Here is a 22,088-nt window from a genome sequence, read left to right on the forward strand (position 1 = left end):
CCTGAGCGCGTTCCTTGAGGGCGGGGAGTTTAAAGGAAAATGGGGGTTGTCAGATGCACAAGCGCTAAACGTTTACCGTGACGGGCTCACGCCCAACAAGTGCGGAAGCGCATCAAGCATGACCCCGAAATTCAAATGCAGTGGCTCGCCTTGATCGGCTCTGGACCTTGCGACTTCAATCGCGCCACGTTGTCGATGCTCAACCGATGACCTTTGTCAGCCGCCATTTGATAACAGGCTAACGCTCGGGACATATCCTTTGTTCCCAACTCGCCACCCTCAAAGGTAGAAGCCAGATAACTCATCCCCTCTATGGAGCCCATGTTGATTGCTCGAATGACCTGCTCTTCTGCCTGCTTGGGGTGGAGGCAAGGACCATCGTAATCGGTGGAGTTCCCCATACAAAAAAACGAGGCATAACCCAATGCACCACTCGGCGTCTTTGAAGCGGCTTTGAACAATGCTTCAACCTTGCTGGTTTCCAGCTGGGACGCCATCTGCGAAAGGCTCAGTCTTGCCGCTGACTCGCTCGCCTCTGGATCACCCGACTCTGCTGCGCAGACATAATTTTCCAGGGACGCCTCAATCAATTCCACAGTCAGAGGGTACTGCTCAAGAAAACCTAACCCTCCTAAAGCTTCAGCACGCTGTTCGCAGAAATTCTCAGCGCGGCTCATTCCGGGGTTACGAGTTGCGACAAGATCCTTCTCACTCACCGACCAATCCTCAATCCCCTCCAGCACCCAGCACGCCTGACGAGAGAAATTGAAGATTTTTACATTGCTGTTGCCCGCCCGCTTATCGACCACGTTGATGTGACTGTCATCGACCTCTTCAATCTCGACTCCAGGTGTCTTGCCGGGTGTGATGGCGGCCATCAGAGGGTAGGTGAAGGAAGCTCCGCTGACGCCCGAGGTCGAAGGCTCAAAGGTACTACGGTCCTTGCCTGCAACCGGCTTCAACACAAGCGACTTGACCGTCATCGCAGTGAGACGGCGCTGTGATTCACTGCTGGCGGAAAACGCTGTCAGGAAAGCAGGGAATTCCTCCGAAGGACAAGCGCCGTTGGCCGGCGCCGTCGAAGTGCTCTTGTCGGATGCAAGAACAGGGACGATCTTGTCCAGGTACGCCGAGCGCTCGCGACTCATTCTGGCGATGCACGAGTTGACCGCGAACACATGCGCCGGCATCCCCGTCTCGATCTCGAATGCTTCCAAAGGGCAGTTCGCATCGCGCAATTTCAGCCACGCACGTTGCGACTCTTTAACCTTCGCGGCGTACTCCGCGCCCAATGCCGGATCCGCTCGATAATCAGATTCAAGCCGCGCCATTAATTGCTTGTAGCTGAGGTTTAACTGCGTATCGGCAGCCTTCTTCGCCGCCTCCGAGCAGGGCACCATTTCCAGGCTTGAGGTGACTTGGCTGCAGTCATCCTGCGCGTACACCGCTGAAACAGGCAGCAGCACGGCCAGCAGGGTAAAAACAAAACGTTTCACTGTGTTCTTCCTTGAGTCATTCAGGCTTTGCGTTTGGCGAACCGGGTGACGCATTGCTTGGGTATGTTCATTTCCCAGTAGGTGCTGAGCAACGCTTTACGCTTTTTGTCGACGCGCAAATTAACGAAACCATCGCCGCAGTCTGGCTGCAACTCTTGGAAGGTGCCGGTTTTGGCTTGGTAAATGAACACCCGGTAATAGTGGTAAGTGCCCATGCCATCATCGAGTTGCCAGATCGCGAAATCCTTTACTCCGTCAAAATTGAAATCATCGACCTGCACATGGAGTTCGTTTACGGCTTGGAAATCGATTGTCCGCGACTCGTTATGCGTTTCGCCTTTAACCGCGACGTTCAGCGTGGAGCCTTCGAGAACCAGCGTCGCTTCGACGTCTTTGATTGGGCTGAAGGTAGTGGTTTCGGCTAACACCGGCATCGTCCACAGCAGGCCGAGCAGTGATGCTGCCAGAGTTTTTGATCTCATGTGTTCGCCCTACTCCCACTCGCATCCGGACTCCAAAGAGGAATCGACGCTGGTGTTATTTCCAAAATAGTAAACCTTGCCGTTGGACTTATTCGTGTACGTCATCGAGACGATCTGCATTCCTTGAGTCACGAGCTCGTAGGTCCCTGAGACCTTGCCGCTGATGACTTCAGACCAGCTTCTGGTGCTCTGCCAAGGGGCATCGGCGCCGAGCATTTCGTTCTGGGTATCCGTCAACACAATGGAAATTGGCTCGCTGGACTTGGCGTACTTGACGTAGCCGCCAGACCATTTGCTGGATGAGTCGTAAAAGGTATGGAATTCGAACTTCACCGGACTCGTTTCGGATAGTTCGAAGCAGAGTGATTCGCTGGTGACTGCACTGTGGGCGGCAAAAGGAAATAACGCCAAAAAACAAAAATATGACCTTTTCATATTTATTGGAACTCGTTAACCACGTACTATTTCTCAAGCAGCCAATGTAGTATTGCTATAAAAAAGTGGGCAGCTTTATTTAAGAGCCTGCCTCACTTACTAACATAGAGCAAAACAATTCAATCCGCCTCCTTTCGCACCACTAAAACGCAGACGAATCACATCACCCTTAAAATGCCCAAACAAATAATGGCACAACAACTAATTCAAACGCCCAAAAACTCTCTCAGGAATCTTATTTACCAAACCTTTTTTTATCATTGCATCACGATACTTGGCATAATAACTCCTAGCATCTTCATGCCTACCTAGAGCCCAAAGGGAGTCGGCAGCATTCAACTTCAATGGAATCCTATCTTCAGCAATCGGTAACAAGTAATTATAAATCTGCATCGCTAAAAGATGCTCACCACCCTGAGCAAGATAGAATGCAATATCATTATACTCAGATATGTTTTTTCCAGGAGGATAGCACGCAAAATAAGAGGGAGCCCCCATAAAAAAAGAGTCCTTAAGCGTATTCGCCCGCGAGTCTTTTTCAGTCAAGCCAATCGTTTCAGAAATTAGTTTTCTCGGAGGAACACCCCCTTTTGAAAACTCAAAAAACTCTCCCTGAGAACTCTTCCATTTATTACCTACCCACTGACCATCGCACTGTTGTACGGCGCCAATATTTTCTACACACCCAGTTTCCAACGAAACCATATCGCAATATGCCTGCGAAGAGACAATTTCATTTCCGTCCCCATCAACCATTTCCGCTGCATTAGTTCGCTGAACTACCACATACTTCTTATCAGCTGACAAACGGTTTATATCTGAACTTGCTACAACCCCCTCCTCGGAACCTTCTAACTTTTTCGGTAACGAATACAAACTAAATCCATATTTCTCGCTTCGATATTGAACATCACCCCACCCTCCAAAATCCTCATTATACTTATCAAAAATTAAAGCACTTTCATTATAGCCGATAATTTTTAACGGCTGTGCATCAGCATAGCTTACCCCAGCAAGCGAAGCCGAAAATAAAATCAAGAGAGAATATCTATTAAACATTTACCGCCGCCTTTAGCTTCGTATATCTAACATTAGGAGTTGTCATCCCGGTACGACCCGGGCCGTAAATATCAGTGATTTTCCGCTCATAATTAGCGTGATTACTCCCCCATGTACTTACATTCTTACTGACAGTGGGGTTTTCTAAGAAAAATCTATCTAAAGCGTTCTTAAGATTCTCCGCTACGTTACCAGGGCGGTTAACGTGTTCATCCAGAACCGTAGCCTGTCCGAGAGTCGATAAAAACAATTGGCCAACTGTAAAGTCGTAAGAGTTTGGTTTTTTTGACTGAAGCTCTTTCAAACGCTTTATAAAATCTGAAATTTGAAGTCCTACAAAGGAAGGAGACCCCACTGCACAAGCCAATGCAGAGACGGGCTTACATTGAATAACATTTCCAAATGTTGACTCTCCGCATCCGACTCTCAATTTGCTTTTTAATTCAGCACGCTCAAGCTTTTCGCCATTGGCAAATTCAGGATCCTTGTAATACATCTTCGGTTTATCAGAGCTCAAATCCAGATACCATCCTTGATTCTCAAAAAGCTCAGCAAATTCATCAGGATACTGTTCTTTAAAGGATTTCACTTGAATTGGAAATTCACCTGCACCCTGAGGGTTCACAGTTTTCTGCATCGCACCTGCAGAAATTAGTTCACTATCATAAGACTGAACTGTATTGATCTTCCCCTCATTTTCACACATAACGGCAATAACTTTCTTTTCAAAAGCCGTAACTTTACCAGCTGCTTCAAAATCAGCCCACTGAGGTACATCCCCTAGTTTTACCTCTCCCCACACTACAGGTCCGTAATGAGAGCCCCAGCGGGTAACCTTGACAACAACGTTACAGTTACACTGTTTTTTGTTGTTAAAGTTTCCTACCACCCCAACGGGATGCATATGCCAAACTTTACCGTCTGGGCTCAATGCCTCCTTCGTAGCCACTTCTTTCCACCACGACATCTCCTTGATTCGTTTCTTTTGCGCGACCCAATTTAAATTAGGTACATCTTCTGAATGCCCCATTAATCCATCCAATGCATCCCATTTGGCCGCATCATAGAACCACTCACTTTCATACTTAGTAACAAGCTGCGATATGGATTGCGCAAACCAAGGTTTTGCAAGTGCCACCTGTATTTCCGTAGTTGTCAGCTTATCATTCTTGTCTGTATCAATAATGTCGTACAAACCTTCCTTTACCGGCCCTTTAGTCGACTTACTGGCCATCGGGACAAAAGTAGCCTTCTCTTCTTCGGTAAGAAGATCACGGTCATGTAGAAATGAGGATAGATGTTCAGCGTTACTACCGTTTTCTTCGATGAATTGGAATCCCTCCCAGTCCCATGGATTGTGGCGGGTGGTAATCAGATCTTTCTCGCCGAGCCATCCATTAATCGGATTCCCATGCGCATCGCCCAGAACCCCCTCAAGATGCCACCAACGAGTAGTGTTTGACGAAGCAGGACTTGAACCCACCCCAGGAGTTGTTACCGACTGCTTGATTTTTTTTGTAGCCGGCAACGCCTCTAGCACGCCAAGTGGAATAATCAAATCATATCCAATTACTACACCGGCATCGCTCACTTGTGGTGGGTTAGTCGCGTTGATATCTGGGCGATGGGTAATTAACTTCGTACCTTTATAAATTTTTAAAAGGCTTTTTTGATCCGCAGGCAAGGCAGCGGATTTATCTCGACTAAGAGAAACAAAGTTCTCAATATCTTCGCATGTAAAAACCTCTACATGGACCAAGTTACGAGCCGCTCCCTCATCGTGTTCCTGATAATGGCCGGCAAAACCCACCAACGCTCCAGCCTTAATAGCTACTGGATTATCGAGCAGAACAACCTTTCCCAGATCTTTGGGTTCGGTCTTGGTCTCAAGTGAAGGAAACCAAACATAACCGCCAACATTTCCGTTCTCATCAGCGGCAAGTGCGGGGATCGGTGCTCCACCCACGACCTTTACGAGTTTCCGATAGTTTCCAACTGCTCCCTCTTGGCTAATCTCAATTTGAGTGCCAGCGGGCAGTATCGACATAACCTCACCGGTAGTCGAACCGGTCCTACGCACTCTCAAACCCTTGGCTTGATTAGCAGGAATATTTTTCGCTAGCTCGCCAATCAGGTACTCATTTACGCCTTTACTGTTCATTTGGGCTTTGAATACCCACCCGCCTATAGCTGCGGATTGGTCAGCCTCTGGCGCCACACTGACAACTTTTAGCCATTTTCCATCTGTACTCGCGACTCCCGTTGTGACTGTGGTGCCACGGGGCAATGTAGTCAGAATATTGGTGTAGCCCGCTGTCCCTGGGAGATCGGCGCGTACGTTCAAACCCTCGACGGGATCACTCACACTCGCTTTTACCTGATAGCCACCATTAACCCAGTACGAAGGCCGTTCCAACATGGGTGTTTTCGTTCTGTAGCCTTCCATGTCCAACAGATGCATATAGAGACTATAAAACGTCAATATCGGGCCCGCAGCCTGAGCGGCGCCCGAGTCGGCTGAAGGTGTAGGAGGAGCGGGCACCTCCAAGAGATGCTTTACCAGCACGAAGCCTGTCGAAGCAAAAGCAGTGCGATCCGTATATACCGTGGCCGGATAGGTGTCATCGATACGATAGGCAACTACTTGCCCATCAGCGATACAGCGTACCTCGCTCTGTGCAGAGACTAATCCGGAAGCCTCATCAAAATGCACGCCGCCATGCCACAAGCCATTGCTGCCAAGTGGGTAATAACCATCCTGCGCCTTCGCCAAGGCAGCGTAATACCGCTGTGGATCTGTGCCACCCGCACCATCTATCTTTATCGGGTAAGACCACTTTTTAACTTTCACTGGCTCTGTCATTTGTACTTTTACCTAATCCTTTTTGATCCGTTGGCGGTCAACCAGAGAACCTGATCATTCGCATTGGTCGAGGGTCGGCTTTCTGGGGCACCGCATTCAACAACGCCTGATCCATCAAACTCCCCGCCTTATCCTTATCCGCCGCCCCCGGCAGCACCGGCGGTTTGATCCCGATCCCGGTCCCCGAGCCAGCCGATCCGCCAGCATTAATCTTCACCACCGGCCCAACCACCGTCACACCACCGCCATCGAGCTTGATGAAACTACCCCCGCCGAGAATCGTCAGCTCAGTCCCCGCCTCAATGACAATCTTGTCCCCAGCCTTGATGTGAATCTCTTTCCCGACACTGGTCAGTTGCGCAGTCCCGAGCTTCACATGCTGGCTCTCACCAATGGTCAGGTGGTCGTCCATCCGCGCTTCGATCTTGCGGTCGCTGATGGTGGTGCGATGTTCTTCGGCCTTTAGCTCGGTGTAGGTGTTCTTCACCACCGTATCGTGGCGTTCATTCCCGACCCGAATCTTCTGGTCGTGCTCAACGTTTTCATCCCAATCACGCTGGGCGTGGATGAAGATTTGTTCGGCGCCTTTTTTGTCTTCGATGCGCAGTTCGTTGTAGCCACCGCCGCCCGGGGAGCTGAGGGTTTTGAAGACGCTGCGGGTTTTGTTCGCCGGGAGGGCGTACGGCACCGGGTTTTCCTTGTGGTACAGGCAGCCGGTGACTAGTGGCTGGTCGGGGTCGCCTTCGAGGAAGGTGACGAGGACTTCCATGCCGATGCGCGGGATGGAGATGGCACCGTAGCGGTCGCCGGCCCAGGAGCTGGAGACGCGCAGCCAGCAGCTGGTTTTGTCGTCGGCCAGGCCTTCGCGGTCCCAGTGGAATTGCACTTTGATGCGGCCGTACTGGTCGCAGTGGATTTCTTCGCCTTTGGGGCCGGTGACCATCGCGGTCTGGCTGCCGAGCACGCGGGGTTTCGGGTGTTCGAGGGCCGGGCGGTAGAACACGTCCCACGGGGTGGCGAGGAAGGTGTTGCGGTAGCCCTGGTGGAAGTCATCCTTGTTGTCGGTGGTGTCGCTGGTGACCGACTCTTCGAGGACTTGCGGTTGTTTGCCTTCGTGGAAGATTTCGGTGAGCAGCCAAAGGTCGTTCCACTCGCTGCGCGGGTGGTCGGACATTTCCATGAAGTGGCCGCTGACCAGTTTGGTCTGATCGCCGCGACCTTCGGCCTGGCGGTAGTCGGCGCGGTGGCGTTCGAGGGCGCGCTGGCTGAGGAACTTGCCGCGCGCGCGGTCGATGAAGCGGCCGGGGTAGTCGTAGTCTTCCAGATCCGGTTCGGTGCTCTCGCCATCAGGTTTGTAGGCGGCCTCCATTTGCAGGCGCGGCTTTTCGAAGTCGTAGTCGCGCCGGGTGGTGCGGCTGGTGCGGGTTTCCAGGCGCAGCTTGAAGCCTTTGATCACCGGTTCTTCGGCGACCATGCCGCTGCCCTGCACATACGCGGTCGGTTGGCCGAGGTTCGGGAACACGGTCTGGTCATCGCCGAACACCAGCAGGTGGCCTTTCTTGCTGTGCTGAAAGTGGTAGTGAATGCCTTCCTCTTCGCACAGACGCTGGACGAAATGCAGGTCGGTTTCGTCGTACTGCACGCAGTAGTCGCGATCCGGGCATGGCTGGCTCAGCTGGAAGCTGTAGGCGTTGCCCTTGATGCCGTGCTCGTCGAGGATCAGTGCGATGATTTTCGGCGCCGACATCTGCTGGTAGATGCGCTGGTTGGTGCGGTGATGCAGGTATTGCAACTGCGGCACCAGCGAAACCTTGTAGCGGGTCAGGCGCTTGCCGGCATCGCCCTGGGCGACGCGGTAGATCTGGCCGTGGATGCCCGAGCCTTGCGGATCGAGGGCGAGGAACGCCTGTTTGTGCAGGAGTTTTTCCAGGTCCAGATCGGGGTTTTCACTGACCAGTTCCAGGTCGAAACGAAATGGCTGGCTGATGCCTTCGGTGCCGGTGAACGACAGGACTTGCAGGTCGCCTACGTAGTCTTCAACGGTGAGGCTGAAGTGCGTTTCGTTAGCTGGGTTGAACATAAAGTGCTCCCTGTTCGAATGTCATCCGTTACGCCCGCAGTCGCAAACGCTGCAGCCAGGACGAAGTGGCGCCCAAGGCGTCACGCAATTGGTCGGCAGAAATGTTGCGCTCTGCCGCGTCAAAGGCCAGCGCGGTACGCAGCGCGGGCCAGCAGTGTTTCGGTAGATTCGACGGTGCTTGCAGCTCGCGCTCCAGGTGTTCGTCACGGGCCTGGGTCGACGGCAAGCGGCGGAACGGGTGTTTACCGCCCGCCAGTTCATAGATCACGCAGGCCACGCCGTACACGTCCGCGCTGGCCGACAGCGGTTGGCCCTCGAGCAGTTCGGGGGCGGCGTAGCCCGGGGTCCAGGCGTTGAAGCGCTCGCGGCTCAGGTGCGGCAGGCCGGGCAGGATGCCCTCCTCGGCTTGCCCGAGACCGAAGTCGAACAGACGCACGCCGTCTTCGCTGAGCATGACGTTGCTCGGTTTCATGTCACCGTGCAGCACGCCGCGACGATGGGCGTAGGCCAACGCGTCGAGCAGCGGCAGCACGATGTCGCGCAGTTCTTTCCACGGCAGGCCCAGTGGCCGCTCGCAGAGCAGTTTATCCAGGGTCAGGCCACGCATGAGTTCCATGGTGATGAAGGCCCGCTGGCAATCGGTGTCCACTTCGAACGTATGCGGTCGCAGCACGTTGTCGTGGCGCAGGCGTCGGGTCAGGGCGAACTCGCTGTAGAGCAAGGCACTGGCGTCCGGCGACTCGGCAAATTCTTCGCTGAGGATTTTCAGCGCAATGTAGGGATCGGGATCGCCGAACTGTTCGTGCAGCAGATCCCGGGCCCGGTAAACCGCCCCCATGCCACCGGCCCCGAGCAGACGCTCGAGGTGATAGCGGCCGGCGAGTACGTCCGGCAGTGCGCCGATGCTGGCCTTGGTTGGCGCCAGCAAAGGCTCTGCCTTGTTTTCGCTGGCGAAGGCGAAGTAAGTCAGGTTGTTGACCTGCTCTTCGCTCATCAGCAAGTCGTCGACTGAGGATTCGATTTCAGTCATTGGCGGATCACCACGGCCGTCAGGTTGTCCCGAGCGGCACCCCGCAGGGCGCCGTCGAACAGACGTTCCAGCGCCACGTGTGGCGCCGCCAGGCTGAGAGCATTGCCGAGGGCATCGCTGCTCAGGCCTTGATACAAACCATCGCTGCACAGCAGGAACACATCGCCCGGATAGACCTCGAGTTCCAGCACATCCAGGGTCAGTTGTTCCGCCGCACCGACCGCCCGGGTCAACGCCTGGGCTGCCGGGTGCGCCGCTGCTTGCTCGACGCTCATCTGTTGCTCGTCGATCAGTTGTTGTTGCAGCGAATGGTCCTTCGACAGCTGATACAACCGCTGCCCACGCCACATATAACAACGACTGTCGCCGGCCCAGATGCAGGCCGCGCGATTGCCTTCCACCAGCAGCGCCACGACGGTGCTGCCCATGATGCTGTCGTGGCGCCCGGCGGTGACGGTCAACTCCTGCCCCAGGCGCCGGTTCAGCCAGTGCAGGCACTGGCGGATGGCTTTGAGGCGCTCGTCGAAGTCTTCGTGCTGCGGCAGTTCAGCCAGGCTGGCGACGATCAACTGGCTGGCGATGTCGCCACCCTGATGACCGCCCATGCCGTCCGCGACCACCCACAGCCCATGCTGCGGGGTGTCGAGGAAGGCATCTTCGTTGCGCGACCGCACCTTGCCCGGGTCGGTTCGCGCCGCGCTGCGCCAGGGACTGGCCACCAGCATCAGAGCTGCACCGGCATACGGAAGGTGCGCATCACGCCCATGTCGAACGGGTTCGGCGTGCGCTGGCTGGTCAGCAGGTAGTTGGCGCGCAGGCCACCTACGTCGGCCTTCAGCACCAGCACATCACGACCGGTCAGGTACTCGGTCTGCATCAGGTCGAACAGACGGAACAGCGACCACGGGCCGGAGTTCTTCTCGATGCCGATCGGGCGTCCGGCCATCTTGTCCATGACCAAGCTGGTGCGACCGTCTTCAGCATCGGTCGGCCACTTGAAGTTCATGGGCAGGATCGGACCGTGGCGGTATTCCATGGTCTTGTCGCCGAACTTGAACTCGGAACGGCTGACCGCCGGATCGAGGGTGTACGGCTCCAGCTTGAACTGCACGGTTGGCTCGGCCGGATTGATCGAGAAGAAGCTCTGACGGATGTTCAGGGCCGCCGCCATCTGGTCGAGGAAGACCTTGGACACCGGCAGGCTGCGACCGTCGATGCTGCGCATCCGGTAGTTGCCCGGATCACCGCTGACGAACGGACGCATGTAGCTGTCGAAGAAGCGGTCGATGGTGCCTTGAGCCCGGAAGAACTCGCGGAAATCGCTGATCGCCACATCGCTGGTGCTCGATGCGCTGAACGGGTAACGCTGGCTGATAGTCTTGCCATACACGCTGTACAGCTCGCTCTGATAACGGCCGTTCAGGTATTGATAGGCATCGTTGAGCACCAGGCGCCACGAGTCTTCGGCCAGCACGTTGAACCACACGCTCAGCGGACGCGGCAGACGACCGGACGCATTGCGCAGGTTGGTCAGCGCATCACGCTGACCGCTCATGCGGGTCTTGGCCAGTTCGAACGCGGCTTGCTCCGGCGTACTGGAACGGGCGAGGCCCGCCAGTTGCAGTTGCAGGTCGTTGAGCGCGGTGAAGGCCGGGGTCAGGTCAGCGGCCGGGCCGTTGTTGTCATCGAGCAGCTTGTGCAACGGCTCGAAGCGACGTTGCAGAGCCTTCTTGGCGGTGTCCGGCAGGTTTTTCGCCACGTTCATGGCCGAAGCCTTGTCCGCGACAGCGGAGGCCAGTTTGCCGACCTTGCCCAGTTTGCCCTTCTGCCCCGCCAGCGCATCGGCGGCGTCACCGGCTTCGTCCACCGGCTCAGGGGCTGCCTGGAAACGAGTGTTTTCACGCACTTCGGTCAGCAGAGCCAGCACCGGCGAGTTGGCCGAGGTCAGGCCCGCCAGTTGTTCGGCGCCTTCACCGGCATCGCTGATCGGCGGCAGCGCCACCTGGCCAACGGCCTCGCTCCAGTAGTTGGCGTAGTCACGGAAGTACAGTTGCTCCAGCTCGACCATCAGGCGACGCAAGTCCATGTCGCTGATGCCGGCGCCTTCGCCCAGCACCCAGTTGTCACGCAGGATGTCGGTCACCAGCGACGCGCCTTGTACCGAGAAATACTGCTGATAGCCGGTCTGGGTGTAGAAGCCCGGGATCACGTATTCGGTGCCGATGAACAGCGAGCCCTGCGGGCCGAGGTGCTGGCTGAAGCGGTAGTCCGGCAGGTTGCGAGCCTGCTCGCGGAGCATGCGATAAACCACGGCGGCCAAAGATTCGCTGCGCAGGACCTGACGCGCCTGAGTCACCAGTTGCTCGTTGAGCGGGTAGATGAACGGCTGCTTGAGCAGACGCTCAAGGTGCGCGTTCAGACCGTTCTGCACCGCGGTGTTGCCGGTGTAGCGCTGCGACCAGTCAGCCGCGATCCAGTCCTTGAGCCATGCCGCGTCGCGACGATCCTTCATGTTCAACATCAGGTACGCGCGCAGGCTGTTGATCAGCTTTTCGCGGTCCTTCATGTTGGCGCGGATCTGGCCTTCGAGCATCGTTGCGACACGCGGCAGCAGTTGCTTTTCAAGCTCGCGTTCGTAGGCTTCCTTGACCACCGGACTGACGTCCTGGCCTTGATACAGACCGACACGCTCGTGGTAAGACACGTCGCTCTTGTTCGGGAACACCTGGGTGGCGGCGTAGCTGGAGTCGAGGGTTTTCAGTGCGCCCATGGCGTCATCGCGCGGCGACAGTGCCGTGCGTTGCTGGGTCCAGTTCTGCGCCAGGTTGCGCAGGTCTTCCAGACGCTCGTAGTTGGCCGAAAAACCACCGGCCCAGAGCATGCCGAACAGGACCAGCGCGCCCAGTGCGCCGACGTACAGCGCACGCTGGCCCCAGTGGATGCGGCTGCGCTCGCGCTTGTCCAGACCGGCCAGATCGGCCTCGGGGAAAATCACCCGGCTGAGCAAGTGGTGGATGAAACGCGAACGACCGCTGCGCAGCGTCGGCAACACGCCGGCGCTCATGCCCAGACTCGCGCCGATGCCGGCGGTGGTCGAATCCATTTCGTGGGTCAGGTGCGGTGCGCTGGTCAGGTAGAAACCACGCAGTTGCGTCGCACGCTGGTAGCGGTTGCCGGTGAATGCCATGTCGACGAGCAGGCACAGACGCTCGCCGATCTGGCCCATCTGATGCGGGAAGTCGAGGATGCGGCCCCGGCGCTGGGTATCGCGCTCGGAGTGCATGCGCATGATCACCTGGCTGTTGAGGCGACGCAGCAGCTCTTCGAACTCGTTGCGCAGCACCGCCACGTCGGTGCCGACCTGATCCTTGCGGAAACTGGTGCCCAGCACCTGATCGCTTTCTTCGCGGGTCAGTTGGTCGAAGAACTCGTCGAAGCCCAGCAGCTTGTCAGCCTTGCTCAGCACCAGATACACCGGCACATCGACGTGCAGCTTCTGATAGACGTCTTGCAGACGCGCACGCACCTGACGGGCCAGGGTTTCGATGTCCTGTTCGCTGCCACTGGTCAGGGTTTCCACCGGAATGGTCACCAGCACGCCGTTCAACGGACGACCACGACGACGCTTGCGCAGCAGCTCCAGCAAGGTGGTCCAGGCGCTGCCGTCGACTTCCGCATCCGGCTGGGTCAGGTAGCGGCCGGCGGTGTCGATCAGCACACCGTGGTCGGCGAAGTACCAGTCGCAGTGGCGGGTGCCGTGGGTATCACGGGTCAGCTTGCGGTCGATCTTGTTGATCGGAAATTCCAGCCCGGAGAAGTCCAGCAGGCTGGTCTTGCCGCTGGCCTGCGGGCCGATCAGCAAGTACCACGGCAAGTCATTGCGCCAGCGCTCGCTGCGGCCGCGATACAGGCTCGAAGTCTTGAGGGTTTTCAGGGCGTCCTTGAAACGCTCCTTCAACTCTTTCTGCTCTTCGTCGATCAACTCTTCGCGGCGGATACGGTCCTGCCCGTCTTCGGTTTCTTCGACGGCTTTCTTGCGGATACCGGCGCGCCAGCTGACGAAGACCATGGTCAGGCCCCAGATCAGGAACAGCACGCTGATGGTCAGCAGACGCGACGTCGCGCTCTCCCAGAACTTGTAGTCATCTACCGCCAACAACGGGCCGACGAACCACACCAGCAGCGCCACGAACAGCACCAGCAGCAGGGTCCAGACCCAGGTCTGGCGCAGGAAGGCGCCGACTTTCTTGAAAAACTTTTTCATCACACGTCCCTGTTTACGGCTGCGACTGCGGCTGGGCCGCGGCCGGATCAAGCGGCTGATAAGGTTGCAGAACGGTGTCGCGCTGCTCGCCCAAGACCCAGGCGAAGCCCGAATACATCATCACCAGGCAGACGAAGGTGAACAGCACCACCATCCACGCCGGCACGATGCGCACCAGGTTGCGGCGCTGATCGTTGAGGCCTTCCCACTGCGGCGACAATTCACGCGGCACGTCGCCGCGCAACTGACGGATCTGCCGGTACAGGGCGTCGCGGATGCCTTCGAGCTCCAGCATGCCGCGCGCCTGCACGCGGTACTTGCCCTCGAAACCGAGGGACAGGCACAGGTACATCAGCTCCAGCATCGGCAGGTGCTTGACCGGGTTTTTCGACAGCCGATCGAGCAGCTGGAAGAACTTCTCGCCACCGAAGGTTTCGTTGTGGAAGCTGCTGAGCAGGCTCATTTGCGACCACTCGCTCTCGTTGCCCCACGGCGTGGTCACGACGGCTTCGTCGACCACGGTGCAGAGCACGTATCGGGCGGCCATCACCTGGCTGCTTTCGGCGCCGTTGTGCAGGGCGCGCACTTCAAACAGCTTGAGCCCGGCGGTCAGGCGCTCGTTGAGCGCGTAGAGGTCTTCGCGGGTTTCGCTGTGCTTGAGGCGCACCACTTCCGACAGCAGTTCGGACGAGGCCGCCACCAGCGAATTGAGGCTGATGTTGAAGGCTTCCGCCGGGCGCAGGCGCGCGGCGTAGATCATCCGTTCTTCCAGTTGTTCGAAGCGCGGCGGCGCGGCGAAGTCGGTCAGCGGACTCGCCGCCGGGTCATGGCCCTGACGGTCGAGCAGGACGGTTTTGTCGTCCTGGTTGTGTTCCATGTCCTTGATCATGTCGGTCAGTTCCTGATGGCCCAGAATTTCAGTTCAAGCTCGGCGAATTCGCCGGACACGTGGAACGCGAAGCCGCCGGAGCGCTCGAGTTGTGCCAGGTCTTCGGAACTGAGTTCGAGGATGAAATAGGTTTTGTTGGAGTGGAACGCGATCTGCCGCGGGGCCACCGGCAACGGTTTGACCTTGATCCCCGGCAGGTGCAGGTTGACCAGTTGGCGGATACGCTCCACCGGGCCGACCTTGAGGTGCGCAGGCAAGCGATTGCGCAGTTCTTCGGAGTCGCAGTTGGCACTGGCCGCCAGCACGAACGACGCCGAGCCCAGCAGTTTGTGGTCGTGCAGCGGCGACACGATGATCCCGTACTGACGCGCTTGCAGGATCAGCTCGATGGCGTGCTGTTCCAGCACCATCGACAGCACCTGACGGATCGACTCCATCAGTTTGCGGAAGCTCGCGCCCTGGTCGGCGTGGGAGTAACGGCTGTCCAGACGCGGGCGTTTGCTGTCGCTGGAGAAGGTCGCCAGATCGCCGAGCATGGTCAGCAGCGTGCGGTACAACTCTTCGGGGTGAACCTGCTCCAGGCCCAGGTAGTGACGCAGTAACAGTTCGGTGCGGTTGATCAGTTGCAGCATCATGAAGTCGCCGATCTCCGCGCCGCCGACCTTGCCGTTCGAACGAATCCGCTCGGCAATGGTGTCGCCCCGGTGACCGAGCATGCTGATCACTTCCTTCAGGCACGACAGCAGATAGCTGGACGCGTGGGCCTGAATGTAGGTCGGCACGAAATCCGGGTCGAGGCTGATCACGCCGTCGGGCGTGGTGTCGAGCACGTCGCAGATCTTCAGCTTCACGTAGGCCTGGTCGCTCTGCTGCTCGCCGAGCAACAGCTTGAAGTCCGGACGACCGCAACTGACCTGACTGGCGGAATCGTCTCCCGCGTTGGAGTCAGCGACTTCGGCGTCATACGCGGTGTAACGCGCAAGAACGTCCGACTGCTCCGGGCGACGGGCCTCGATGTGGTTACCAGTGACCAGTGGCAGCGCCAGATAGATCGGCATGTTGCCGGTGTTCGGCGGCACGTCCAGCGCCAGCGGTTCGGTGTTGCCACCGAGTTCGAACAGGCTGCCGTCCGGCAGGATCCCCGAGGCTTCACTGATCACCAGCTTGCCCATGTTGAGAAACTGCAAGTCGATCTGAAGGTTCAGGAAACCCCAGGTGTAGCCGCCCAGCAACTGGGTACGGGTCTTCATCTGGTGATCGTAGTAGCGGTCGTTGTGCTGGAAGTGCTGCGGACGCAGCAGCATGCCTTCCTGCCAGATGACTTTATGGGTATTCATGATCAGTCATCTGCCTTGGCGAGCGCTTCGTGGGTGTTGCGGATGCCGGTCCGATCGAGGGTCAGATCGGCTTCGGTGACCTCAAGCGGCGTGACCTGGAATGTGTAGCGCCATTTGGTTTCCGGCAGGTCGCGGTACGCGGCGAGGATGCCGACGTAACGGCTGCCCTCCTCCACGCTGAGCTTCATTTCCACGGTTTCACCCGGGCGCAGTTCGAGTTCTTCGCTGGCCACCAGATCCGGGTTGAGGGATTCCTTGGCGCGTTCGTACAGACTGAAGAAATCGGCGTTCTCGAAGGTCACCGGGTGCTTGAGTTCAAACAGGCGCACCACGATCGGCGACGGACGTCCGTTGAGGTCCGGGTTCAACTGATCGCTGCCGGTGATCTTCAGGTTGACCTTGGTCACTTTCGAATACGGCGACATCGACGAACAACCGGCGAGCAGCACCAGTACGGTGAGCGCCGTCAGCGTCTTGAAAAAAGCGGTCGAGCGGCGAGACATGCGCATCATCCTTGGTGGTCGGTGTGGAGGGTGGAAATCAGGCGGATCTGTTCTTCGTAGGCCTGGGCGAAATCGCGGGCCAGCAGGCGCTCGCTCCAGTCATCGTCCTGACGCAACGCCTGGTGGTAACGGTTGAACGCTCTCCAGCGCCCGCCGGAGGTGGCGAGCAGTGGCTTGTTGTCGCGCTCGAATCGCAGGGTCAGCTGTTCCGGCGAGAAGTGCTCCAGGGTGCCGCGCACCGCCGCGCGGCTGGCGGTCAACAGCGCCACCTGATGCGCCTGCAAGTCGCGGAATGCACGGGAGATCGCCTGCTCGGCCGGCAAGTGTCCCGGCTTGTGCGGCTGCAACAGGATGTCCAGCGCTTCGCTCGGATCGACGGCAAATTTCAGCGGGTTCTTGTTGGTGCCTTGCACGGTGGTCTGGGCCAGACGCAGCTCGTTCTTCAGCTCCGAGCGGGTGCGCAGGCTCTGTTGCAGACCACCGATGCTCTGGCGCAGCAGACGTGCCGCATTCAGCGCGAGGGCTTCACGTTCGTCGTGGCCGAGGTGCTTCACGTCCACGCCGAGGGCTGCGCCGAATTTATCCCAGAAGGTTTCGCTCTGACGCTCGACGGCTTTCGGTGCAGGCGCGGGCTCAGGTTTGGGCTCGACGATCAGCTCCGGCACCATCAGGCTTTCCATGTCGATGCGCGCATAGTCGGCGCGCTGACGGGAGTCTTCAGGGTCGGTCACCGGTGCGAGCATTTCCTCGAATTCCGAGTACACGCGCTCTTGCTGCTCCAGCGACTTCAGCGGATCGAGATCGAGGAACGCATCGTCCGGAATGATGCTGCCGGCGGCGCGTGGCAGGCCGACTTCACCGTCGAACGTCGCCGGGTCGCGCACCAGTCGTGCGCGAATCTCGAAGTCGCCCAGCACGTAGGTGCTGCCGTGCTCGATGCGCACCGGCTCGCCCTTGTGCAGGCGCGCGCCGCTGTCGCCGTCCTGAACACCGTTGCTGCTGGTGTCGGTCAGGAAAAACGTGCCCTCGCGATAGCTGACGATCGCGTGGTGATTGGACAAGTGACGCTTGCGGTCAGGGATGATCCAGTCGCAGTCCTCACCCCGTCCGATCACGCCACCGGCCTGTTTGAAGGTCCGCTGGCACAGCTCGGTGGGCACGAACTGCTTGGTGTTCAGCATTTCGAAAACCAATTCCATGTTTGATGCTCCTTGCGGTCACTTGCCGCGATTGGCCGCCTGCGGATCACCCAATGGGCGGTAATCGTTATCGTTGAATTTGTAATTGCCGCTGCAGCCGCCGAGGCCGCATAGAACGACGAGGGTCAGCAGGACAGCGTGCCAGTGACGAACAGACATCAGAGGGTCTCCAGGTGTAGACAAAGCACAAAGCGCCGACCCTTTCGGGCGGCGCTGATATAAGCGGACGAGGTGAATCCGACGGACTTTCGCCTACCCATCGAAATCACCCAGATTGATGTTCAAGCGGCCGAGCCGGTACAGCAGCGTGCGGCGTGGCAGGCCCAGTTCCCGGGCGGCGAGCGTCTGGTTGCCATCGTTCTTGCGCAGGCAATCGAGCAGTAGATGGCGTTCGACCTGCTCCAGTCGTTCGCGCAAATTGAGGCCGCAGTTGTCTTCCGGCATCGGTTCCAGGCGAAGTGAGAAATGCTCGGCCAGCAACTCGCCGCCCTCGCACAACAGCACCGCCCGCTCGACCAGGCCTTTGAGTTCACGCACGTTGCCGGGGAAGGTGTAACCGGACAGGTGTTCCAGCGCTGCGTCCGACCAGCGCACCGGATCACGTTGCAGGAAGGTGCAGGCCTTGTCGGCGAAGTGTTTGGCCAGGTCGAGGATGTCGCCTTCGCGCTGGCGCAGGGCCGGCAATTCGATCGGAAATTGCGCGAGGCGGTAGTACAGGTCCTCGCGGAATTTTCCTTCGCTGACCAGCACCGACAGATCGCGGTGCGTCGCGGCGATGATGCGCACGTCGATCTTGTGGGTGTCGTTGGAACCCAGCGGACGGATCTCGCCTTCCTGCAACACGCGCAGCAACTTGGCTTGCAGCGACAGCGGCATGTCGCCGATTTCGTCGAGCAACAGCGTGCCGCCGTTGGCCGCGTCGAACAGCCCGGCGCGGTCACGGTCGGCACCGGTGAACGCGCCTTTGCGGTAGCCGAACAGCTCACTTTCCAGCAGGTTCTCCGGGAACGCCGCGCAGTTCTGCACGATGAACGCCTGGGACCGGCGGGGCCCGCAATCGTGGATCGCCCGCGCGACCACTTCCTTGCCGGTGCCGGTCTCGCCACGCAACAGCACGGTGTACGGGCTGTGCAGGACTTTGCTGATCAACGAGTAGGTCTGGCGCATGGCCGCGCTCTTGCCGATCAGGCCGTAGCCGCTGGCACTCGGCAGACTGCGCACGACCGGCGCGGCCGCATCCACCGGCTGGCGCAGACGTTGCAGCAAGTGCAACTGTCCGAGCACGAACGAGCCGAGCTGACCGAGAGAATCGGCAAACCCTTGCAGATTGATGTGACGACGGCTGGCGCACAGCAACAATCCCTCGACAGCCTTCTGCGGATTGACCAGCGGCACGCACAACAGCGACTGCCACGGCGTGGACGATGCCGGCAGAAAACTGGTTTCTTGCAGGCTGCCGCCCAAGTCGTCGAAGCTCACCACGCGGTTCTGGCACAGGGCAAATTGCAGCAACTGCTCGCCATTGTAGTCCGCCGGCAGGCTCGCCGCCCCACGCGGCTGCAACAAGCCGTCGAGGCACTCGGCGTTCATTCCCAGGCACGTGTGGGTGGCATCGAGCAGATACAGCTGAGCCAATTCGCAACCGCTCAACCCGGCCACGCCGCGCACGAAGTCACCCAGCAGCGCAGCACCGTCCGCCGCCCGCGACAGACTGGCGAACTGCGCCAGCAAGGCTTCGGCATAGAGCAGTGGCTGCGGCACTTGAGTGAACATCACACTCACCTCAGGCGAACTCGCAGGTCACGCTGGCTTCGCCGTCGAGCGTCGCATGCACGCGCTTGAGGCTTTCACCGGTGGCCATGGCGTCGAGCAGGCGGTCGGCCACCAGCGGCAGCACGTGCTGGTCGAGCAAGTGGTCGATCAGGCGCGCACCGCTTTCGCTTTGCGTGCAACGCTCGGACAGGTGATCGACGAGGTTCTGGCACCAGGTGAAATCCAGCTGACGACGGTTCAGGCGCTCGCCTAGACGACCGAGTTTGATCTCGATCAGCTCGCGCAGCACCGGGCCGCCGACCGGGTAGTAAGGCACCACTTTCATCCGCGCCAGCAGCGCCGGTTTGAAGTGTTTGCTGAGCACCGGGCGAATGGTTTCTTCCAGCACTTCGGCAGTCGGACGCGCGCCGTCTTCGCAGAGGTCGCTGATCTTGTCGCTGCCCAGGTTCGAGGTCATCAGGATCAGCGTGTTGCGGAAGTCGATCTCGCGCCCCTCGCCGTCGTTGGCCACGCCCTTGTCGAAGATTTGGTAGAACAGGTTGAGCACGTCCGGATCGGCCTTCTCGACTTCATCGAGCAGCACCACCGAGTACGGCTTCTGGCGCACGGCTTCAGTGAGCATGCCGCCCTCGCCGTAACCGACGTAGCCTGGCGGTGCACCGATCAGGCGGGAAACGGTGTGCTTCTCCTGGAATTCGGACATGTTGATCGTGGTGATGAAGCGGTCGCCGCCGTACAGCAGGTCGGCGAGTGCCAGGGCGGTTTCGGTCTTGCCGACGCCGCTCGGGCCCACCAGCAGGAACACGCCGACCGGTGCGTCAGGTTTGTTCAGGCCGGCAGCGGTGGCGCGCATCGAGCGATCCAGTGCGTGCACGGCCTGTTCCTGACCACGGATGCGGGTGCGCAGGTCAGTGGCGAAGCTCGCGACCTTGGCGTTGTGTTCGCGGGCCAGTTGCGCCAGCGGCACGCCGGTCCAGGCACTGATCACTTCGGCCACCAGACGCGGGCAGACTTCGAAGCTGACCAGACGCTCCTTGACCTGAGCGGCGGTCAGGGCGCTGTGGGTTTCGTTGAGTTGTGCTTCCAGTGCTTCGACGCTTTGGCCTTCTTCAACTTCAGCGACCACGGTTTCGATCACCGTGCCTTCGGCATCTTCCTCAACGCTGACGGTTGGCTCGAGTGCGGCGGCTTCACGGGCCTTGGCCAGTTGCTGACGCAGTTCCAGCAGGCGCTCGGCCAGTTGCTTCTGCTCGGTCCACAGGGTTTCCAGTGCGACCATCTCGGCTTCGGCTTCGTCCAGGCGCGCTTCCAGTGCCTCCAGCGCTTCGTGGTCGATCAGCAGACCGGCTTCGGCATCGCGACGCAGGGCCTGACGCTGACGGCCACCTTCAGCCAGTTCGCCGCGCAGGCGTTCCAGGCTTTCCGGGGCAGCGGCGAGGCTGATGCGAACGCGGGCGCACGCGGTGTCGAGCACATCGACCGCCTTGTCCGGCAGTTGCCGACCGGCCAGGTAACGGGCGGACAGTTCCGCCGCGGAAACCACCGCGTCGTCACGCAGGTAGATGCCGTGGCTCTTCTCGTAGACCTGCGCCAGGCCACGCAGGATGGTCACCGCTTCGCTCACTGTCGGCTCGTGCAGTTGAACCGGTTGGAAACGACGGGCCAGCGCCGGGTCTTTCTCGAAGTATTTCTTGTACTCGGCCCAAGTGGTCGCGGCGATGGTGCGCAGTTCACCGCGGGCCAGCGCCGGTTTCAGCAGGTTGGCCGCGTCGGAACCGCCGGCATTGCCGCCCGCGCCGATCAGGGTGTGGGCTTCGTCGATGAACAGGATGATCGGCTTCGGCGAGGCTTTGACCTCGTCGATCACGCCTTTGAGACGACGTTCGAATTCACCTTTGACGCTGGCGCCCGCTTGCAGCAGGCCCATGTCCAGCGACAGCAGCTCGACGCCTTTGAGCACTTGCGGCACTTCACCGGCAGCGATGCGCGAGGCCAGGCCTTCGACGATGGCGGTTTTACCGACACCGGCTTCACCGACCACGATCGGGTTGTTCTTGCGGCGACGGGCGAGGATGTCGACCATCTGGCGGATCGCGCCATCGCGGCACAGCACCGGGTCGAGTTTGCCGTCGCGGGCCTGTTGCGTCAGGTTGTGGGTGAAGCGCTGCAGCAGCGATTCGCCCTGAGCGGCCGGCTTACCGTTGGCAGCTGGTTGCTCCTGTTGCGACAGGGCGAATTCTTTCAGGCGATCAATGTTCAGTTTGGCGAGCAGCGGCTGATAACGGCTGCCGGCGTAGCGCATCGGGTTGCGCAGCAGCGCGAGGATCAGCGCCGCGTCTTCGACCGAGGTCTGGCCCAGTTCGAGGTTGGCGACCAGCAGCGCGTCTTGCAGCCACTGCACCAGTTCCGGGGCGAATACCGGGTTACGCGAAGCGCTGTGCTCGACCCGCGATTGCAGCGCGGCGCTCAGTTCGCCGGCATCAACGTCGGCATCCTGCAGTGCGCGGGAGAGCAGACCGTTCGGGCGCTCCAGCAGGCCGAGCAGCAAGTCTTCGACCAGAATCTTGCTGCCGCCACGGGCCACGCAGCGCTCGGCCGAACGCTCCAGATCGCGACGGGTTTCGGCGTCCAGCGCCTGGATGAGTTGTTGCAGGTCTACGTTGATCATGGCTCACGTC

16 protein-coding genes are annotated in these 22,088 nt (G+C 59.0%); all 16 read right to left on the bottom strand.

Features of this window, described 5'->3' with window-relative positions; translation table 11 throughout:
• Nucleotides 1–131: 131 nt before the first annotated feature.
• Nucleotides 132–1,496: a lysozyme inhibitor LprI family protein gene (locus tag ACSPX5_RS23105; RefSeq protein WP_439820322.1), complete on the bottom strand. Its 1,365-nt coding sequence runs from the start codon at nt 1,494–1,496 to the stop codon at nt 132–134.
• A 20-nt stretch (nt 1,497–1,516) separates the two neighbouring features.
• A complete protein-coding gene (locus ACSPX5_RS23110; RefSeq protein WP_439820323.1) occupies nt 1,517–1,978 on the bottom strand; it encodes an XAC2610-related protein in 462 nt (153 codons plus the stop codon).
• A 9-nt stretch (nt 1,979–1,987) separates the two neighbouring features.
• Nucleotides 1,988–2,311: a hypothetical protein gene (locus tag ACSPX5_RS23115; RefSeq protein ID WP_439820324.1), complete on the bottom strand. Its 324-nt coding sequence runs from the start codon at nt 2,309–2,311 to the stop codon at nt 1,988–1,990.
• Between the two features lie 303 nt (nt 2,312–2,614).
• Nucleotides 2,615–3,472, bottom strand: a complete 858-nt coding sequence (locus ACSPX5_RS23120) for a tetratricopeptide repeat protein (RefSeq protein WP_439820325.1) — start codon at nt 3,470–3,472, stop codon at nt 2,615–2,617.
• Entirely contained in the window at nt 3,465–6,335 is a 2,871-nt protein-coding gene (locus tag ACSPX5_RS23125; protein WP_439820326.1) for an SH3 domain-containing protein, read from the bottom strand. Before ACSPX5_RS23125 ends, ACSPX5_RS23120 begins: the two co-directional genes overlap by 8 nt.
• A 37-nt stretch (nt 6,336–6,372) precedes the next feature.
• Nucleotides 6,373–8,415, bottom strand: coding sequence for a type VI secretion system Vgr family protein (locus tag ACSPX5_RS23130; protein WP_439820327.1), 2,043 nt, complete (start codon nt 8,413–8,415; stop codon nt 6,373–6,375).
• A gap of 28 nt (nt 8,416–8,443) precedes the next feature.
• Nucleotides 8,444–9,445, bottom strand: coding sequence for a serine/threonine-protein kinase (locus tag ACSPX5_RS23135; protein ID WP_439820328.1), 1,002 nt, complete (start codon nt 9,443–9,445; stop codon nt 8,444–8,446).
• Entirely contained in the window at nt 9,442–10,170 is a 729-nt protein-coding gene (locus ACSPX5_RS23140; RefSeq protein ID WP_039765158.1) for a PP2C family protein-serine/threonine phosphatase, read from the bottom strand. The genes ACSPX5_RS23135 and ACSPX5_RS23140 overlap by 4 nt, the downstream gene beginning before the upstream one ends.
• Nucleotides 10,170–13,709 carry a type VI secretion system membrane subunit TssM gene (gene tssM / locus ACSPX5_RS23145; protein WP_323159683.1) on the bottom strand — a complete coding sequence of 1,180 codons (3,540 nt, stop codon included), beginning with the start codon at nt 13,707–13,709 and terminating at the stop codon, nt 10,170–10,172. The genes ACSPX5_RS23140 and tssM overlap by 1 nt, the downstream gene beginning before the upstream one ends.
• A 13-nt stretch (nt 13,710–13,722) precedes the next feature.
• A complete protein-coding gene (gene icmH / locus ACSPX5_RS23150; protein WP_439820329.1) occupies nt 13,723–14,598 on the bottom strand; it encodes a type IVB secretion system protein IcmH/DotU in 876 nt (291 codons plus the stop codon).
• A 5-nt stretch (nt 14,599–14,603) separates the two neighbouring features.
• Nucleotides 14,604–15,935, bottom strand: a complete 1,332-nt coding sequence (gene tssK / locus ACSPX5_RS23155) for a type VI secretion system baseplate subunit TssK (RefSeq protein WP_085731357.1) — start codon at nt 15,933–15,935, stop codon at nt 14,604–14,606.
• A 2-nt stretch (nt 15,936–15,937) separates the two neighbouring features.
• Nucleotides 15,938–16,438, bottom strand: coding sequence for a type VI secretion system lipoprotein TssJ (gene tssJ / locus ACSPX5_RS23160; RefSeq protein ID WP_169432485.1), 501 nt, complete (start codon nt 16,436–16,438; stop codon nt 15,938–15,940).
• A 5-nt stretch (nt 16,439–16,443) separates the two neighbouring features.
• Nucleotides 16,444–17,637: a type VI secretion system-associated FHA domain protein TagH gene (tagH, locus tag ACSPX5_RS23165; RefSeq protein WP_169432486.1), complete on the bottom strand. Its 1,194-nt coding sequence runs from the start codon at nt 17,635–17,637 to the stop codon at nt 16,444–16,446.
• A gap of 18 nt (nt 17,638–17,655) precedes the next feature.
• The gene (locus tag ACSPX5_RS23170; RefSeq protein WP_053125091.1) at nt 17,656–17,796 is read right to left on the bottom strand and encodes a hypothetical protein; all 141 of its coding nucleotides are present in this window, start codon (nt 17,794–17,796) and stop codon (nt 17,656–17,658) included.
• A 93-nt stretch (nt 17,797–17,889) separates the two neighbouring features.
• Nucleotides 17,890–19,410 (bottom strand): sigma-54 interaction domain-containing protein, encoded by a 1,521-nt coding sequence (locus ACSPX5_RS23175; protein ID WP_207865407.1) that lies wholly within the window; start codon nt 19,408–19,410, stop codon nt 17,890–17,892.
• Between the two features lie 10 nt (nt 19,411–19,420).
• Entirely contained in the window at nt 19,421–22,078 is a 2,658-nt protein-coding gene (tssH, locus tag ACSPX5_RS23180; protein ID WP_439820330.1) for a type VI secretion system ATPase TssH, read from the bottom strand.
• Between the last annotated feature and the right edge of the window lie 10 nt (nt 22,079–22,088).

This window comes from Pseudomonas sp. HLG18, assembly GCF_051903985.1.
GTDB lineage: Bacteria > Pseudomonadota > Gammaproteobacteria > Pseudomonadales > Pseudomonadaceae > Aquipseudomonas > Aquipseudomonas fluorescens_BT.